General features: G+C 61.2%; 14 protein-coding genes. 5 read left to right on the forward strand and 9 right to left on the reverse strand.

Annotated features, from left to right (window positions below; translation table 11 throughout):
* Nucleotides 1-61 precede the first annotated feature (61 nt).
* The 3 genes from alr to dadA form a co-directional block, all read right to left on the reverse strand.
* Nucleotides 62-1,135, reverse strand: a complete 1,074-nt coding sequence (gene alr / locus PF1751_RS27155) for an alanine racemase (RefSeq protein ID WP_021492603.1) — start codon at nucleotides 1,133-1,135, stop codon at nucleotides 62-64.
* 79 nt (nucleotides 1,136-1,214) lie between these two features.
* Nucleotides 1,215-1,568, reverse strand: coding sequence for a RidA family protein (locus PF1751_RS27160; RefSeq protein ID WP_010207480.1), 354 nt, complete (start codon nucleotides 1,566-1,568; stop codon nucleotides 1,215-1,217).
* On the reverse strand, nucleotides 1,540-2,841 hold the full coding sequence (gene dadA / locus PF1751_RS27165; RefSeq protein WP_010207481.1) for a D-amino acid dehydrogenase: 1,302 nt from the start codon (nucleotides 2,839-2,841) through the stop codon (nucleotides 1,540-1,542). The genes PF1751_RS27160 and dadA overlap by 29 nt, the downstream gene beginning before the upstream one ends.
* Before the next feature lie 156 nt (nucleotides 2,842-2,997).
* Between dadA and PF1751_RS27170 the strand changes: the two genes are divergently transcribed.
* Nucleotides 2,998-3,486, forward strand: coding sequence for an Lrp/AsnC ligand binding domain-containing protein (locus PF1751_RS27170; RefSeq protein WP_003176896.1), 489 nt, complete (start codon nucleotides 2,998-3,000; stop codon nucleotides 3,484-3,486).
* A gap of 18 nt (nucleotides 3,487-3,504) precedes the next feature.
* Here the strand turns inward: PF1751_RS27170 and PF1751_RS27175 are convergent, their stop codons facing one another.
* Entirely contained in the window at nucleotides 3,505-3,858 is a 354-nt protein-coding gene (locus PF1751_RS27175; RefSeq protein WP_010207483.1) for a YkgJ family cysteine cluster protein, read from the reverse strand.
* 115 nt (nucleotides 3,859-3,973) lie between these two features.
* Here PF1751_RS27175 and PF1751_RS27180 point away from each other — a divergent pair, with 115 nt between their 5' ends.
* Nucleotides 3,974-5,266, forward strand: coding sequence for an NAD(P)/FAD-dependent oxidoreductase (locus PF1751_RS27180; RefSeq protein WP_021492602.1), 1,293 nt, complete (start codon nucleotides 3,974-3,976; stop codon nucleotides 5,264-5,266).
* A gap of 1 nt (nucleotide 5,267) precedes the next feature.
* Here the strand turns inward: PF1751_RS27180 and PF1751_RS27185 are convergent, their stop codons facing one another.
* Complete coding sequence (locus PF1751_RS27185) at nucleotides 5,268-5,492, reverse strand: DUF1127 domain-containing protein (protein ID WP_010207487.1); 225 nt, start codon at nucleotides 5,490-5,492, stop codon at nucleotides 5,268-5,270.
* A gap of 167 nt (nucleotides 5,493-5,659) precedes the next feature.
* Here PF1751_RS27185 and PF1751_RS27190 point away from each other — a divergent pair, with 167 nt between their 5' ends.
* Together PF1751_RS27190 and PF1751_RS27195 are read left to right on the forward strand one after the other, a co-directional pair.
* Entirely contained in the window at nucleotides 5,660-7,084 is a 1,425-nt protein-coding gene (locus tag PF1751_RS27190; RefSeq protein ID WP_044288061.1) for an aminotransferase-like domain-containing protein, read from the forward strand.
* A 62-nt stretch (nucleotides 7,085-7,146) separates the two neighbouring features.
* On the forward strand, nucleotides 7,147-8,715 hold the full coding sequence (locus PF1751_RS27195; RefSeq protein ID WP_044288062.1) for a phospholipase D family protein: 1,569 nt from the start codon (nucleotides 7,147-7,149) through the stop codon (nucleotides 8,713-8,715).
* 90 nt (nucleotides 8,716-8,805) lie between these two features.
* Here PF1751_RS27195 and PF1751_RS27200 read toward each other — a convergent pair whose 3' ends face one another.
* Nucleotides 8,806-9,948, reverse strand: a complete 1,143-nt coding sequence (locus tag PF1751_RS27200) for an MFS transporter (protein WP_042570936.1) — start codon at nucleotides 9,946-9,948, stop codon at nucleotides 8,806-8,808.
* A 150-nt stretch (nucleotides 9,949-10,098) separates the two neighbouring features.
* The gene (locus PF1751_RS27205) at nucleotides 10,099-11,592 is read right to left on the reverse strand and encodes an aldehyde dehydrogenase (protein WP_010207491.1); all 1,494 of its coding nucleotides are present in this window, start codon (nucleotides 11,590-11,592) and stop codon (nucleotides 10,099-10,101) included.
* Nucleotides 11,593-11,822: 230 nt separating this feature from the next.
* Here PF1751_RS27205 and PF1751_RS27210 point away from each other — a divergent pair, with 230 nt between their 5' ends.
* Entirely contained in the window at nucleotides 11,823-12,185 is a 363-nt protein-coding gene (locus tag PF1751_RS27210; RefSeq protein ID WP_010207492.1) for a cupin domain-containing protein, read from the forward strand.
* Between the two features lie 71 nt (nucleotides 12,186-12,256).
* Here PF1751_RS27210 and rpmG read toward each other — a convergent pair whose 3' ends face one another.
* Both rpmG and rpmB read right to left on the reverse strand, forming a co-directional pair.
* On the reverse strand, nucleotides 12,257-12,412 hold the full coding sequence (gene rpmG, locus PF1751_RS27215; RefSeq protein ID WP_003176906.1) for a 50S ribosomal protein L33: 156 nt from the start codon (nucleotides 12,410-12,412) through the stop codon (nucleotides 12,257-12,259).
* Nucleotides 12,413-12,423: 11 nt separating this feature from the next.
* The gene (rpmB, locus tag PF1751_RS27220; RefSeq protein ID WP_010207494.1) at nucleotides 12,424-12,657 is read right to left on the reverse strand and encodes a 50S ribosomal protein L28; all 234 of its coding nucleotides are present in this window, start codon (nucleotides 12,655-12,657) and stop codon (nucleotides 12,424-12,426) included.
* Nucleotides 12,658-12,965: the final 308 nt, after the last annotated feature.

The following is a 12,965-nucleotide window of genomic DNA, read 5'->3' on the forward strand; positions in this document are numbered from 1 at the left end:
AGCGTTCAGTATTTACAACACTTGGGCCTAAATCCCGGGCGCTTGTGTTCGTGACTGGCGGTCAAGCCTCGGAATAGAGCCTTGGCACGCGGCGCAGGTTGCAGAACAGTTGGTAAGGAATGGTCTCGGCGGCGACCGCCACATCACTGGCCAGGATGTTTTTGCCCCACAACTCCACCGTGGAACCGAGCCCGGCCTGAGGCAGGTCAGTCAGGTCGATGCACAGCATGTCCATGGACACACGGCCCAGCAACTGGCTGCGCTGCCCGGCCACCAGTACCGGCGTACCGGTCGGCGCGTGGCGCGGATAGCCATCGGCATATCCCATGGCAACCACGCCGATACGCATGGGTTTCGGCGTAATGAACTTGGCGCCGTAGCCCACCGGCTCCCCGGCCGGCAGCTCACGTACGCAGATAACCTTGGACTCCAGGGTCATTACTGGCTGCAAGCGCGAGGCTACGGCCTGGTCTTCGCCAAAAGGCGTCGCACCGTAGAGCATGATGCCGGGACGGACCCAATCGCTGGACACATTCGGCCAGCCCATCACCGATGGCGAGTTGCGCAGGCTCACCTCGGCCGACAAGCCCTGGCGCGCCGCGTCAAACACCGCCACCTGTTCATCACTGCGTACGCAGTCGAGTTCATCGGCGCGGGCAAAGTGGCTCATCAGTACGATCTTGGCCACCTTGCCGCTGGCCAGCAAGCGCTGATAAGCCTCGTGATAATCCTTGGGGTGCAAGCCAACACGGTGCATGCCGGAATCGAGCTTGAGCCAGATAGTCAGCGGTTTGCTCAGCTTGGCCTGTTCGATGGCCTCCAACTGCCACAGCGAATGCACCACGCACCAGAAATCATGCTCGATGATCAGTGGCAGCTCATCAGCCTCGAAGAAACCTTCCAGCAGCAGCACCGGCGCACGAATCCCGGCGGCGCGCAGCTCCAACGCCTCTTCGATACAGGCGACGGCGAACCCATCGGCCTCGGCTTCCAGCGCCTGGGCCACACGCACGGCGCCATGTCCGTAGGCATCGGCCTTGATCACGGCAAGGGCCTTGGCCCCCGTGACTTCACGGGCCAATTGGTAGTTGTGGCGCAGGGCTTGGAGGTCAATCAGGGCACGGGCAGGACGCATGGTGGCAGGCTTCTAGGCGGCAGAGTGAAGAAAAACCGGCACCGACAGGCAACCTCGGCACCGGGAGAGGGATCGTTGTTTAAGGCAGGGCAGCCACGACGGACAGCTCTACCAGGATTTCCGGTTCGCACAGCTTGGCTTCAACCGTGGCACGGGCCGGCGCAACACCTTTGGGCAGCCACTTGTCCCATACCGCGTTCATGCCGGCGAAATCCGCGTCGATGTCTTTCAGGTAGATCGTCACCGACAGCAACTTGGTCTTGTCAGTGCCGGCCAGGTCCAGCAAGCGCTCGATATTGGCCAGGGTTTCACGGGTCTGCTGTTCAATTCCGGCATTCATGTCGTCGCCGACTTGCCCGGCCAGGTACACGGTACCGTTGTGGACAACGATCTGGCTCATGCGCTCATTGGTGAGCTGGCGCTGGATTGACATGTTGTGCGGACTCCTGGTGGTTGCCGTAACGGGAAATATCGAGGCCTTCCGCACTGATCTGCGGCGTTTTCTTGGCCATCAGGTCGGCCAGCAAGCGACCGGAGCCACAAGCCATGGTCCAACCGAGGGTGCCGTGGCCGGTATTCAGGAACAGGTTCTTGAACGGGGTAGCACCGACAATCGGCGTGCCGTCGGGGGTGGTCGGGCGCAGGCCGGTCCAGAACGTGGCTTCGGTCAAATCGCCGCCCTGAGGATAAAGGTCGTTGACGATCATCTCCAGGGTTTCGCGCCGACGCGGGTTAAGCGACAGGTCAAAACCGGCTATTTCAGCCATGCCGCCGACGCGGATGCGGTTGTCGAAACGGGTGATCGCGACCTTGTAGGTCTCGTCGAGAATGGTCGAAGTCGGCGCCATCGCCGGGTTGGTGATCGGCACGGTCAGCGAGTAGCCCTTGAGCGGGTACACCGGCGCCTTGATCCCCAGCGGCTTGAGCAATTTCGGCGAGTAGCTGCCGAGGGCCAGCACGTAGCGGTCGGCGGTTTCCAGCTTGCCGTCGACCCACACGCCGTTGATACGGTCACCGGCGTAATCGAGGCGCTGGATGTCTTGCTCGAAGCGGAATTCCACGCCGAGCTGCTTGCACATGTCGACCAGGCGGGTGGTGAACATCTGGCAGTCACCGGTCTGGTCGTTAGGCAGGCGCAAGGCGCCGGCGAGGATATCGGTGACGCTCGCCAGGGCCGGCTCGACGCGGGCAATGCCGGCGCGGTCGAGCACTTCGAACGGCACGCCGGACTCTTTCAACACGGCGATGTCCTTGGCTGCGCCATCCAGCTGCGCCTGGGTGCGGAACAGTTGGGTAGTCCCCAGGCTACGGCCTTCGTAGGCAATGCCGGTTTCCGCGCGCAGTTCGTCGAGGCAGTCGCGGCTGTACTCGGACAGGCGCACCATGCGCTCCTTGTTCACCGCATAACGGCTCGCGGTGCAGTTGCGCAGCATCTGCGCCATCCACAGGTATTGGTCGATATCGGCGGTGGCCTTGATCGCCAGCGGCGCGTGGCGTTGCAGCAGCCACTTGATGGCCTTGAGTGGCACACCCGGTGCGGCCCAGGGCGATGCATAGCCTGGCGACACCTGGCCGGCGTTGGCGAAACTGGTTTCCATGGCAGCAGCAGGCTGACGGTCGACGACAACCACTTCAAAGCCGGCCCGCGCCAAATAGTAGGCACTGGTCACACCAATGACGCCGCTACCCAAGACCAGAACGCGCATTTTTATATCCTCATCGCGGGCATGGCCGCTGACGTGTGTTATTCGAGCAATGATGAGCGCAGTGTAAAAAACAATTGCCAGTGCATTTCACTATATAACTGCCTATATTTGGCGACAATTCTCGGCAAAAACCCTTTTCACAGAGGCGTATCCCCTATGCGTACCAACACCCAGACCAAGCGGGAGCTGGACAAGATCGACCGCAACATCCTGCGCATCCTGCAAACCGACGGGCGCATTTCGTTTACGGAGCTGGGTGAAAAGGTCGGGCTGTCGACCACGCCCTGTACCGAGCGCGTGCGCCGGCTAGAGCGTGAAGGGATCATCATGGGCTACAACGCGCGGCTCAACCCGCAGCATTTGAAAGGCAGTTTGCTGGTATTTGTCGAGATCAGCCTCGATTACAAGTCCGGCGACACCTTTGAGGAGTTCCGCCGCGCCGTGTTGAAACTGCCCCATGTGCTGGAGTGTCACTTGGTGTCGGGCGACTTCGACTACCTGGTGAAGGCGCGAATTTCCGAGATGGCGTCGTACCGCAAACTGCTGGGCGATATCCTGCTCAAGTTGCCCCATGTGCGGGAGTCAAAGAGCTATATCGTGATGGAAGAAGTGAAGGAGAGCCTGAACCTTCCGATCCCGGACTGACACAACACAGTAACCGAGTTAAACCAGTACCTGCCGGGTACTCGCCATGTATTCGTGGATCTGTTTTTCCACCCGCGGGTGAATCAGCTCCACCGGCCTGCGCCCGTTGGGGCACGGCAACGTCTTGGTCGTGCCGAACAGCCGGCAGATCAACGGTCGCTCGTCGTACACCGTGCAGCCGTGGGGGCCCAGGTGCACGCAGTTCAGTTCATCCATGGCCGCGTCCTGCTCGGCGGCGGTCTTGCGCGGCAGGCGCGACATTTCCTCCGGCGAGGTGGTCACCGGGCCACAGCAGTCGTGGCAACCGGGAACGCACTCGAACGAAGGAATCTGCCGACGCAGCGCGCTGATTTTCTGACTGTTGCAACTCATCGAAACACATACCGAACGGCGAATAGACGTGGATTCTGACGCAAAACGCCCTGCGCAGACAGTTTTGTCCGACCGCTGTATCCTGCGTCAAATTTTCCAAACAGGGATGCTCCCCATGACTGCCAGCGCCCGGCACACTCCGTCCTATTATGCCGCCAGCAGTGTGGCGCAACCCGATTACCCGGTGTTGACGGGCGACATGACGGCCGATGTATGCGTGGTCGGCGGGGGCTTTTCCGGGCTGAACACGGCGCTGGAGCTGGCCGAACGGGGTTTCAGCGTGGTGTTGCTGGAGGCACGCAAGATCGCCTGGGGCGCCAGCGGACGCAACGGCGGCCAATTGATTCGTGGCGTCGGGCATGGCTTGGACCAGTTCGCCAACGTGATCGGCACCGAGGGCGTGCGCCAGATGAAGCTGATGGGCCTGGAAGCGGTGGAGATCGTGCGTGAGCGCGTCGAACGCTTCCAGATCCCCTGCGACTTGACGTGGGGCTACTGCGACCTGGCCAACAAGTCCCGCGACCTGCAAGGCCTGGCCGAAGACGCCGAAGAGCTCCGCGGCCTCGGCTATCGCCATGAAGTGCGCCTGCTGCACGCTGACCAAATGAGCAGCGTGATCGGCTCGGACCGTTATGTAGGCGGCATGATTGACATGGGGTCCGGCCACTTGCACCCGCTGAACCTGGCCCTTGGTGAGGCCGCCGCCGCGCAGCAGCTGGGCGTGAAGCTGTTCGAGCAGTCCGAAGTCACGCGCATCGACTACGGCCCCGAAGTCAACGTACACACCGCCCAGGGCAACGTACGCGCCAAAACCCTGGTGCTGGCCTGCAATGCCTACCTCAATGGCCTCAACCCACGCCTGAGCGGCAAAGTGTTGCCCGCCGGCAGCTACATCATCGCCACCGAACCGTTGAGCGAAGCCCAAGCTGTCGATTTGCTGCCGCAGAACATGGCGGTGTGCGACCAGCGTGTCACGGTGGATTACTTCCGGCTGTCCGCCGACCGTCGCCTGCTGTTCGGCGGCGCCTGCCATTACTCCGGTCGCGATCCCAAGGACATCGGCGCCTACATGCGCCCGAAAATGCTGCAGGTGTTCCCGCAATTGGCCGACGTGAAAATCGATTATCAATGGGGTGGCATGATCGGTATCGGTGCCAACCGCTTGCCGCAGATTGGCCGCCTGACCGACCAACCCAACGTGTATTACGCCCAGGCCTACGCCGGCCATGGCCTCAACGCCACCCACCTGGCGGGCAAGTTGCTGGCCGAAGCCATCAGTGGCCAGCAACAGGGGCGCTTTGACCTGTTCGCCCAGGTGCCGCACATCACCTTCCCCGGCGGCAAGCACCTGCGCTCGCCGCTGCTGGCATTGGGGATGCTCTGGCACCGCCTCAAAGAGCGGATGTGATTCAATCGCGCCAGAAGGATTTCAGACCTTCCTGGCGCGCTTGTTCGGCGGTCAATCCGACATCGCGCAGCTGTTCGCTCGTCAGATGCAGCAGAGCCTTGCGCGTGTGACGACGGTGCCAGAACAGACTCCAGCGGCCGATGTCGCGCGGCGCCGTAGCCCGCTCCTGCTCTGCCTCCAGTTCCTGACTGTGTAACGCCAGCCGCACATCGCTCATGCCGTTCATTTTGCTGCCCCTCATTTGCATTGTTGCCTTGAGTGACAAGCATGGGCGTACGGCAGAAACCATTACAGATTCAACCCACCTTTATTAAATACATACAGATACTGCCTATGGTTGGCTGAATCCTGTATTTTCTGCCTATCTGTAATGGTTTATCGGGAGCAAACGCCATGACCCTGTACATGAACCTCGCCGAGTTGCTGGGCACCCGCATCGAACAGGGCTTCTATCGCCCCGGTGATCGTTTGCCTTCTGTACGGGCCTTGAGCGTGGAACATGGGGTCAGCCTGAGCACCGTGCAGCAGGCCTATCGATTGCTGGAAGACAACGGCCTGGCGATGCCCAAGCCAAAATCCGGCTATTTCGTGCCGGTAGGTCGCGAGCTGCCGGCCCTGCCCGAGGTCGGCCGTCCGGCACAGCGGCCCGTGGAAATCTCCCAGTGGGATCAGGTGCTGGAGTTGATTCGCGCAGTTCCGCGCAAGGATGTCATACAGATGGGCCGAGGCATGCCGGATGTATTGTCGCCGACCATCAAGCCCCTGCTGCGCAGCCTGGCCCGCGTGAGTCGCCGCCAGGATCTACCGGGCCTGTATTACGACAACATCCTCGGCTGTGTGGAATTGCGCGAGCAAATCGCCCGTCTCTCCTTGGATTCCGGCTGCCAGCTGACGGCCGAGGACATCGTGATCACCACCGGTTGCCATGAGGCGCTGTCCGCCAGCATCCATGCGATCTGCGAGCCAGGCGACATTGTCGCGGTGGATTCGCCGAGCTTTCACGGTGCCATGCAGACCCTCAAGGGCCTGGGCATGAAAGCCCTGGAAATCCCCACCGACCCGATCACCGGCATCAGCCTTGAAGCCCTGGAATTGGCGCTGGAACAGTGGCCGATCAAGGTCATCCAGCTGACCCCCAACTGCAACAACCCCTTGGGCTACATCATGCCCGAGGCGCGCAAAAAGGCGCTGCTGACCCTGGCGCAGCGCTTTGACGTGGCGATCATCGAAGACGATGTGTATGGCGAGCTGGCCTACAGCTACCCGCGTCCGCGCACCATCAAGTCCTTCGACGAAGACGGCCGTGTATTGCTGTGCAGTTCATTCTCGAAAACCCTGGCGCCGGGTTTGCGCATCGGTTGGGTCGCACCGGGCCGATACCTGGAACGGGTGCTGCACATGAAATACATCAGCACCGGCTGCACCGCAACGCAACCGCAGATCGCGATTGCCGAATTCCTGAAAGGTGGTCACTTCGAACCGCATTTGCGGCGGATGCGTACCCAATACCAGCGTAATCGTGACTTGATGATCGACTGGGTCAGCCGCTACTTCCCTACCGGCACCCGCGCCAGCAGGCCCCAGGGTAGTTTCATGCTCTGGATCGAGCTGCCGGAAGGCTTTGATACGCTCAAGCTCAACCGTGTGTTGGTAGAGCAAGGCGTGCAGGTGGCCGTCGGCAGCATCTTTTCGGCGTCGGGCAAATACCGGAACTGCCTGCGCATGAACTACGCTGCCAAGCCAACGCCGCAGATTGAAGAAGCCGTACGCAAGGTGGGTGCTGCCGCAATCAAGATGCTGGCCGAGGCGGCTGACTGACCTTTTGCAGGAATTTGCCGTCACATGCCGACAACCGCCCTGATCTGGAAGCAACTCCCTTGATGATTCAACGGCTATTACCGTTTTTCCTGCTGGGAGCCCTGGCCCTGGGCGGCTGCGCAACGGTGAGCACACCGCGCATCTCCAGCGACGCCCTGCCCGCCGCACAATCATCGTTCGGCCGCTCGATCCAAGCGCAGGCGGCGCCGTATCAAGGCCGCTCCGGCTTTCGCCTGCTGCCCAATAGCAGCGAGGCTTTCATGGCCCGCGCCGAACTGATCCGCAACGCCCAGATCAGCCTCGATCTGCAGTACTACATTGTGCATGACGGCATCAGTACGCGCATGTTGGTGGACGAACTGCTCAAGGCTGCTGACCGTGGCGTGCGCGTGCGCATCCTGCTGGACGACACCACCAGCGACGGCCTCGACCAGATCATCGCCACCCTCGCCGCCCATCCCAAGATCGAGATCCGCCTGTTCAACCCCTTGCACCTGGGCCGCAGCACGGGTGCCACACGGGCCATGGGACGGCTGTTCAACCTGTCGCTGCAGCATCGGCGCATGCACAACAAGCTGTGGCTGGCGGACAACAGCGTGGCGATCGTCGGCGGACGCAATCTGGGGGATGAGTATTTCGACGCTGAGCCCAACCTGAACTTCACCGATATCGACATGCTCAGCGTGGGACCCGTCGCCGAGCAGCTTGGTCATAGTTTCGACCAATACTGGAACAGCGCCCTGAGCAAGCCGATCGATGACTTTGTCGCCAATATGCCCTCCAAAAGCGACCTGGCCGCCGCGCGTGTGCGCCTGGAAGCGTCCCTGGCCGAATCGCGCCAGCAGAACCACGCGTTGTACAACCGCTTGCGCACCTACCAGACCCAACCGCGCATGGACACCTGGCGCCGCGAGCTGATCTGGGCCTGGAACCAGGCATTGTGGGACGCGCCGAGCAAGGTGCTGGCCAAGGCCGACCCGGATCCTCGGTTGTTGCTCACCACCCAACTGGCACCGGAGCTGGAAGGGGTCAATCATGAGCTGATAATGATCTCGGCGTACTTCGTGCCAGGGCAACCCGGCCTGGTGTACCTGACCGGGCGCGCCGATGCCGGTGTGTCGGTGAGCCTGCTGACCAACTCCCTGGAAGCCACCGACGTGCCTGCCGTGCACGGCGGTTATGCGCCCTATCGCAAGGCGCTGCTGGAGCACGGCGTGAAACTCTACGAGCTGCGCCGCCAACCGGGCGACCCCAGTGGCGGCAGCGGCCCACACCTGTTTCGCCGAGGCACCTTCAGGGGCTCCGATTCGAGCCTGCACAGCAAGGCGATGATCTTTGATCGCGAGAAGTCGTTTATTGGTTCATTCAACTTCGACCCGCGCTCGGTGCTGTGGAATACCGAAGTGGGTGTGCTGGTCGACAGCCCTGAGCTGGCAGAACATGTGCGCAACCTGGCGCTGCAAGGCATGGCGCCGCCCTTGAGCTACGAGGCGAAGCTGCAGGACGGCCAAGTCGTGTGGGTGACCGAAGATAACGGCCAACTGCACACCTTGACCCGCGAGCCTGGCAGTTGGTGGCGACGGTTCAATGCCTGGTTTGCCACCTCAGTAGGCCTGGAACGCTTGCTGTAGGAGCGAGCTTGCTCGCGAAAAACGTTAACGATAACGCGTGCCGCCTGGTTTAACGCGGCGTCCTTGAGTTCTTCGCGAGCAAACTCGCTCCTACACCGGTTGTGCCGCTCCGAATGCGCCTTGGCGCAGCAACAACAGCACCAGGCCCAGCGCACCGGCCGCCATCAGCAACGGCAACGCATGCCCGCTGATCCACTGGCTGCCAGCGCCGGCCACCAGCGGACCGATCAGGCAACCGATCCCCCACAACTGCGCCACATGGGCATTGGCGCGTACCAGTGCATCGTCACGGTAGCGCTCGCCGATCAGGATCAACGACAGGGTGAACAACCCTCCGGCACTCGCGCCGAACACCACCCAGACCGGCCAGATCAGCGGCGTGTGCATCAGCAGTGGAATCGCCAGGCTCGACACCAGCAACAGCACCGCACAACTCAGGAACAGCGTACGTCGCGGCAGGTAGTCGGCCAATGCGCCAATAGGCAATTGCAGCAGCGCATCGCCGACCACTACGGTGCTGACCATGGCCAGGGCCATCTCGGCGGTGAAGCCCTGCTGCAGGCAATACACCGGTAACAGCGTCAGAATCATCGCCTCGAACGCGGCAAACAACGCCACCGCCCAGGCAATCGCGGGCAGGCTCAGGCAGAAGCGCCAGAGGTCGGCGAAGGTCACGCTGAAGGACTCGGCGGTGGGCGCGCCGGAGCGGCCCAGCAACAGGAATGGCGCCACTACCAACAAGCCCACGCCGACCCAGAAGCCGTAGTCATGGCCTGTGCCGATCAGGCCCAGCAGCAACGGACCCGACAGCTGGCTCAAGGCATAGCTGCAGCCATACAGCGCCACCAGCCGTCCGCGCCACTGCTCCACCACCAACTGGTTGATCCAGCTTTCGCCCAAGATGAATACGATGGTCAGGATCACGCCGATCATCAGGCGCAATACCAACCACACCGGGTAGCTGGGCAGGATCGCCAGCAAGCCGATGGACACCGCGCCCGCCCACAGGCACAGGCGCATGAGGTTGGCGGTGCCGAGCCATGAGGCCATGCGACTGGAGACCTTCGCGCCCAGCAGTACGCCAAAGGCCGGCATCGCTGCCATCACGCCGATTGCGAAACTGCCGTAGCCCCAGCTTTCGAGGCGCAGGGACACCAGCGGCATGCTGACGCCCAGGGCCAGGCCGACACTGAGCACCGAAGCCAGGACTGCGAAATAAGTCGCCCAACGCATTTCCACGCTCCTGTGGATAATTCTTGAGGTCATGCAAAACAGTGTGGGAGCGGGCTTGCTCGCGAAAACGGTTGCACATTCAACATTGATGTCGACTGTCATACCGCTTTCGCGAGCAAGCCCGCTCCCACATTTGGACTGCGGTGTTGCTTAGAGCTTGATCCAGGTCGCCTTCAGCTCGGTGTACTTGTCGAACGCATGCAACGACTTGTCGCGACCGTTGCCCGATTGCTTGAAGCCACCGAACGGCGCGGTCATGTCGCCGCCGTCATACTGGTTGACCCACACACTACCGGCGCGCAGGGCCTTGGCGGTGAGGTGCGCCTTGGAGATATCGGCTGTCCACACGGCTGCGGCCAGGCCGTAGATGGTGTCGTTGGCGATGGCGACAGCTTCTTCGGCGCTGTCGAAGGTGATCACCGACAGGACGGGGCCAAAAATCTCTTCCTTGGCGATCTTCATGGCGTTGGTCACACCATCGAAAATCGTCGGTTCGACATAAGTGCCACCGGTTTCTTCCAGGGTGCGCTTGCCACCGGCGACCAACTTGGCGCCATCGGCATGGCCGGCTTCGATGTACGAGAGCACGGTGTTCATTTGCTGGGTGTCCACCAGCGCGCCCACATTGGTTGCCGGGTCCAGTGGGTTGCCGGGCTTCCAGCCCTTGAGGGCCTCGATCACCAATGGCAGGAATTTATCCTTGATGGAGCGTTCCACCAGCAGGCGGGAACCTGCGGTGCAGACCTCGCCCTGGTTGAAGGCAATGGCACCGGCGGCGGATTCGGCGGCGGCTTGCAGGTCAGGCGCGTCGGCAAACACGATGTTCGGGCTCTTGCCGCCAGCTTCCAGCCACACACGCTTCATGTTCGATTCACCGGAGCGGATCAACAGTTGCTTGGCGATCTTGGTGGAACCGGTGAACACCAGGGTGTCGACGTCCATGTGCAGCGCCAGCGCGTTGCCGACGGTGTGACCGTAGCCCGGCAGCACGTTGAACACGCCTTTTGGAATACCGGCTTCAACGGCCAGGGCCGCGATACGGATGGCCGTCAGCGGGGATTTTTCGGACGGCTTGAGGATCACCGAGTTACCAGTGGACAGCGCCGGGCCGAGTTTCCAGCAGGCCATCATCAACGGGAAGTTCCACGGCACGATGGCGCCAACCACGCCAACGGGTTCGCGGGTCACTAGGCCCAATTGGTCATGTGGGGTCGCGGCGACTTCGTCGTAGATCTTGTCGATGGCCTCTCCGCTCCAGCTCAGGGCATTGGCCGCGCCGGGTACGTCGATGTTCAGGGAGTCGCTGATCGGCTTGCCCATGTCCAGGGTTTCGAGCAGCGCCAGCTCTTCGGCATTGGCCTTGAGCAACGCGGCGAAACGGAGCATGGCGGACTTGCGTTTGGCCGGCGCCAGGCGCGACCACACACCGGAATTGAAGGTGGCGCGGGCGTTTTCCACGGCGCGCTGGGCGTCGGCCGCGTCACAGCTGGCAACAGTGGCCAGCAGGCGGCCATCGACCGGGCTGATACATTCGAAGGTGTCACCGGATACGGCGGCGGTGTACTCGCCATTGATATAGGCACGGCCCTCGATCTTCAGATCCTTGGCGCGTTGTTCCCAGTCGGCACGGGTCAGGGTGGTCATGCGAGTGTCCTCCTCTTATTGAATACAAGGGCCGGGCGGTGTCCCCCGGCAGCCTCAAAGAATTCTTGCCCGGCCAGCCTGCTGTTCGGCTCAAGGCAGCTGCCACCCTAAACCAGCGGCTGGGGATGTTTCAATATATTTGACATAACCCCGGCAAACGCCCTTGCGATGTTCATTTTAATAAACATAGACTTTGGGTTCTCCAACCGCAGGCCAGACGGGACACGCACATGAGCATCCAGGACATCGTCGACTTCAGCCAAGCCAGCACCGCCCCAGAACGCTACCGCCCCGCTGCCGAAAAAATCCTCAAGGGCGATCCCGAGCAAACGATCTATAACCACTACAACAGCCCGTGCGGACAGATGAGTGCCGGCGTGTGGGAAGGTGAAGTCGGGCAGTGGAAGGTCAACTACACCGAACACGAATACTGCGAGATTGTGCAGGGCGTGTCCGTGCTACGTGATGCCGACGGCAATGCCAAGACCTTGCGCGCCGGCGACCGTTTCGTGATCCCCGCCGGCTTCAGCGGTACCTGGGAAGTGCTGGAGCCTTGCCGCAAGATCTACGTGGTGTTCGAACAGAAAGCCTGACCGGCAAATCGCAGGCAAAAAAAAGCCCGAATCGTGAGATACGGGCTTTTTTTCACAAGGAGGAAAATCAATTACTTGATTTTGCCTTCTTTGTAGATCACGTGCTTGCGAACGCGCGGGTCGAACATTTTCTTTTCGAGCTTGTCCGGGGTAGTACGCTTGTTCTTGTCGGTAGTGTAGAAGTGACCAGTACCGGCGCTAGAGATCATTCGAATCAATTCACGCATGATATAGCTCCTTAGATTGTGCCAGCGCGGCGCAATTCAGCCAGCACGACAGTGATGCCACGCTTGTCGATGATGCGCATGCCTTTAGCAGATACGCGCAGACGGACGAAACGTTTCTCTTCTTCAACCCAGAAGCGGTGATGCTGCAGGTTCGGCAGGAAACGACGACGGGTTTTGTTATTTGCGTGGGAAATGTTATTCCCAGTCACCGGACCCTTACCGGTAACTTGACAGACTCTCGACATGCCTCAGCCCTCTAAAACCACATGCCCAACCCGGCATGGGTTGGCCGCTTAATCTCTCAGTCATTTGGCGCCAGGCGCCGCGTTTCTTTAGGGTCTTACCGGCTACACCTACAAGCGAAGGAACCGGGCCCCTAGAAAAGAGCGCTGCTTTATACCAGAAAGACCCCAGTGCAACAACAGCCCGAGTGTTTTTACTGGCGTAAATCTTGGCGGCAGACGCCTGAACCGTTGCCAGGAGGGGCCGCTGTCACAGCCGACCGCTCGTCGCACAGAATGATTTACAGCGCTCGCGGGCACGGTGAAGTGCA

Source organism: Pseudomonas simiae (assembly GCF_000934565.1).
Taxonomy (GTDB): domain Bacteria; phylum Pseudomonadota; class Gammaproteobacteria; order Pseudomonadales; family Pseudomonadaceae; genus Aquipseudomonas; species Aquipseudomonas simiae.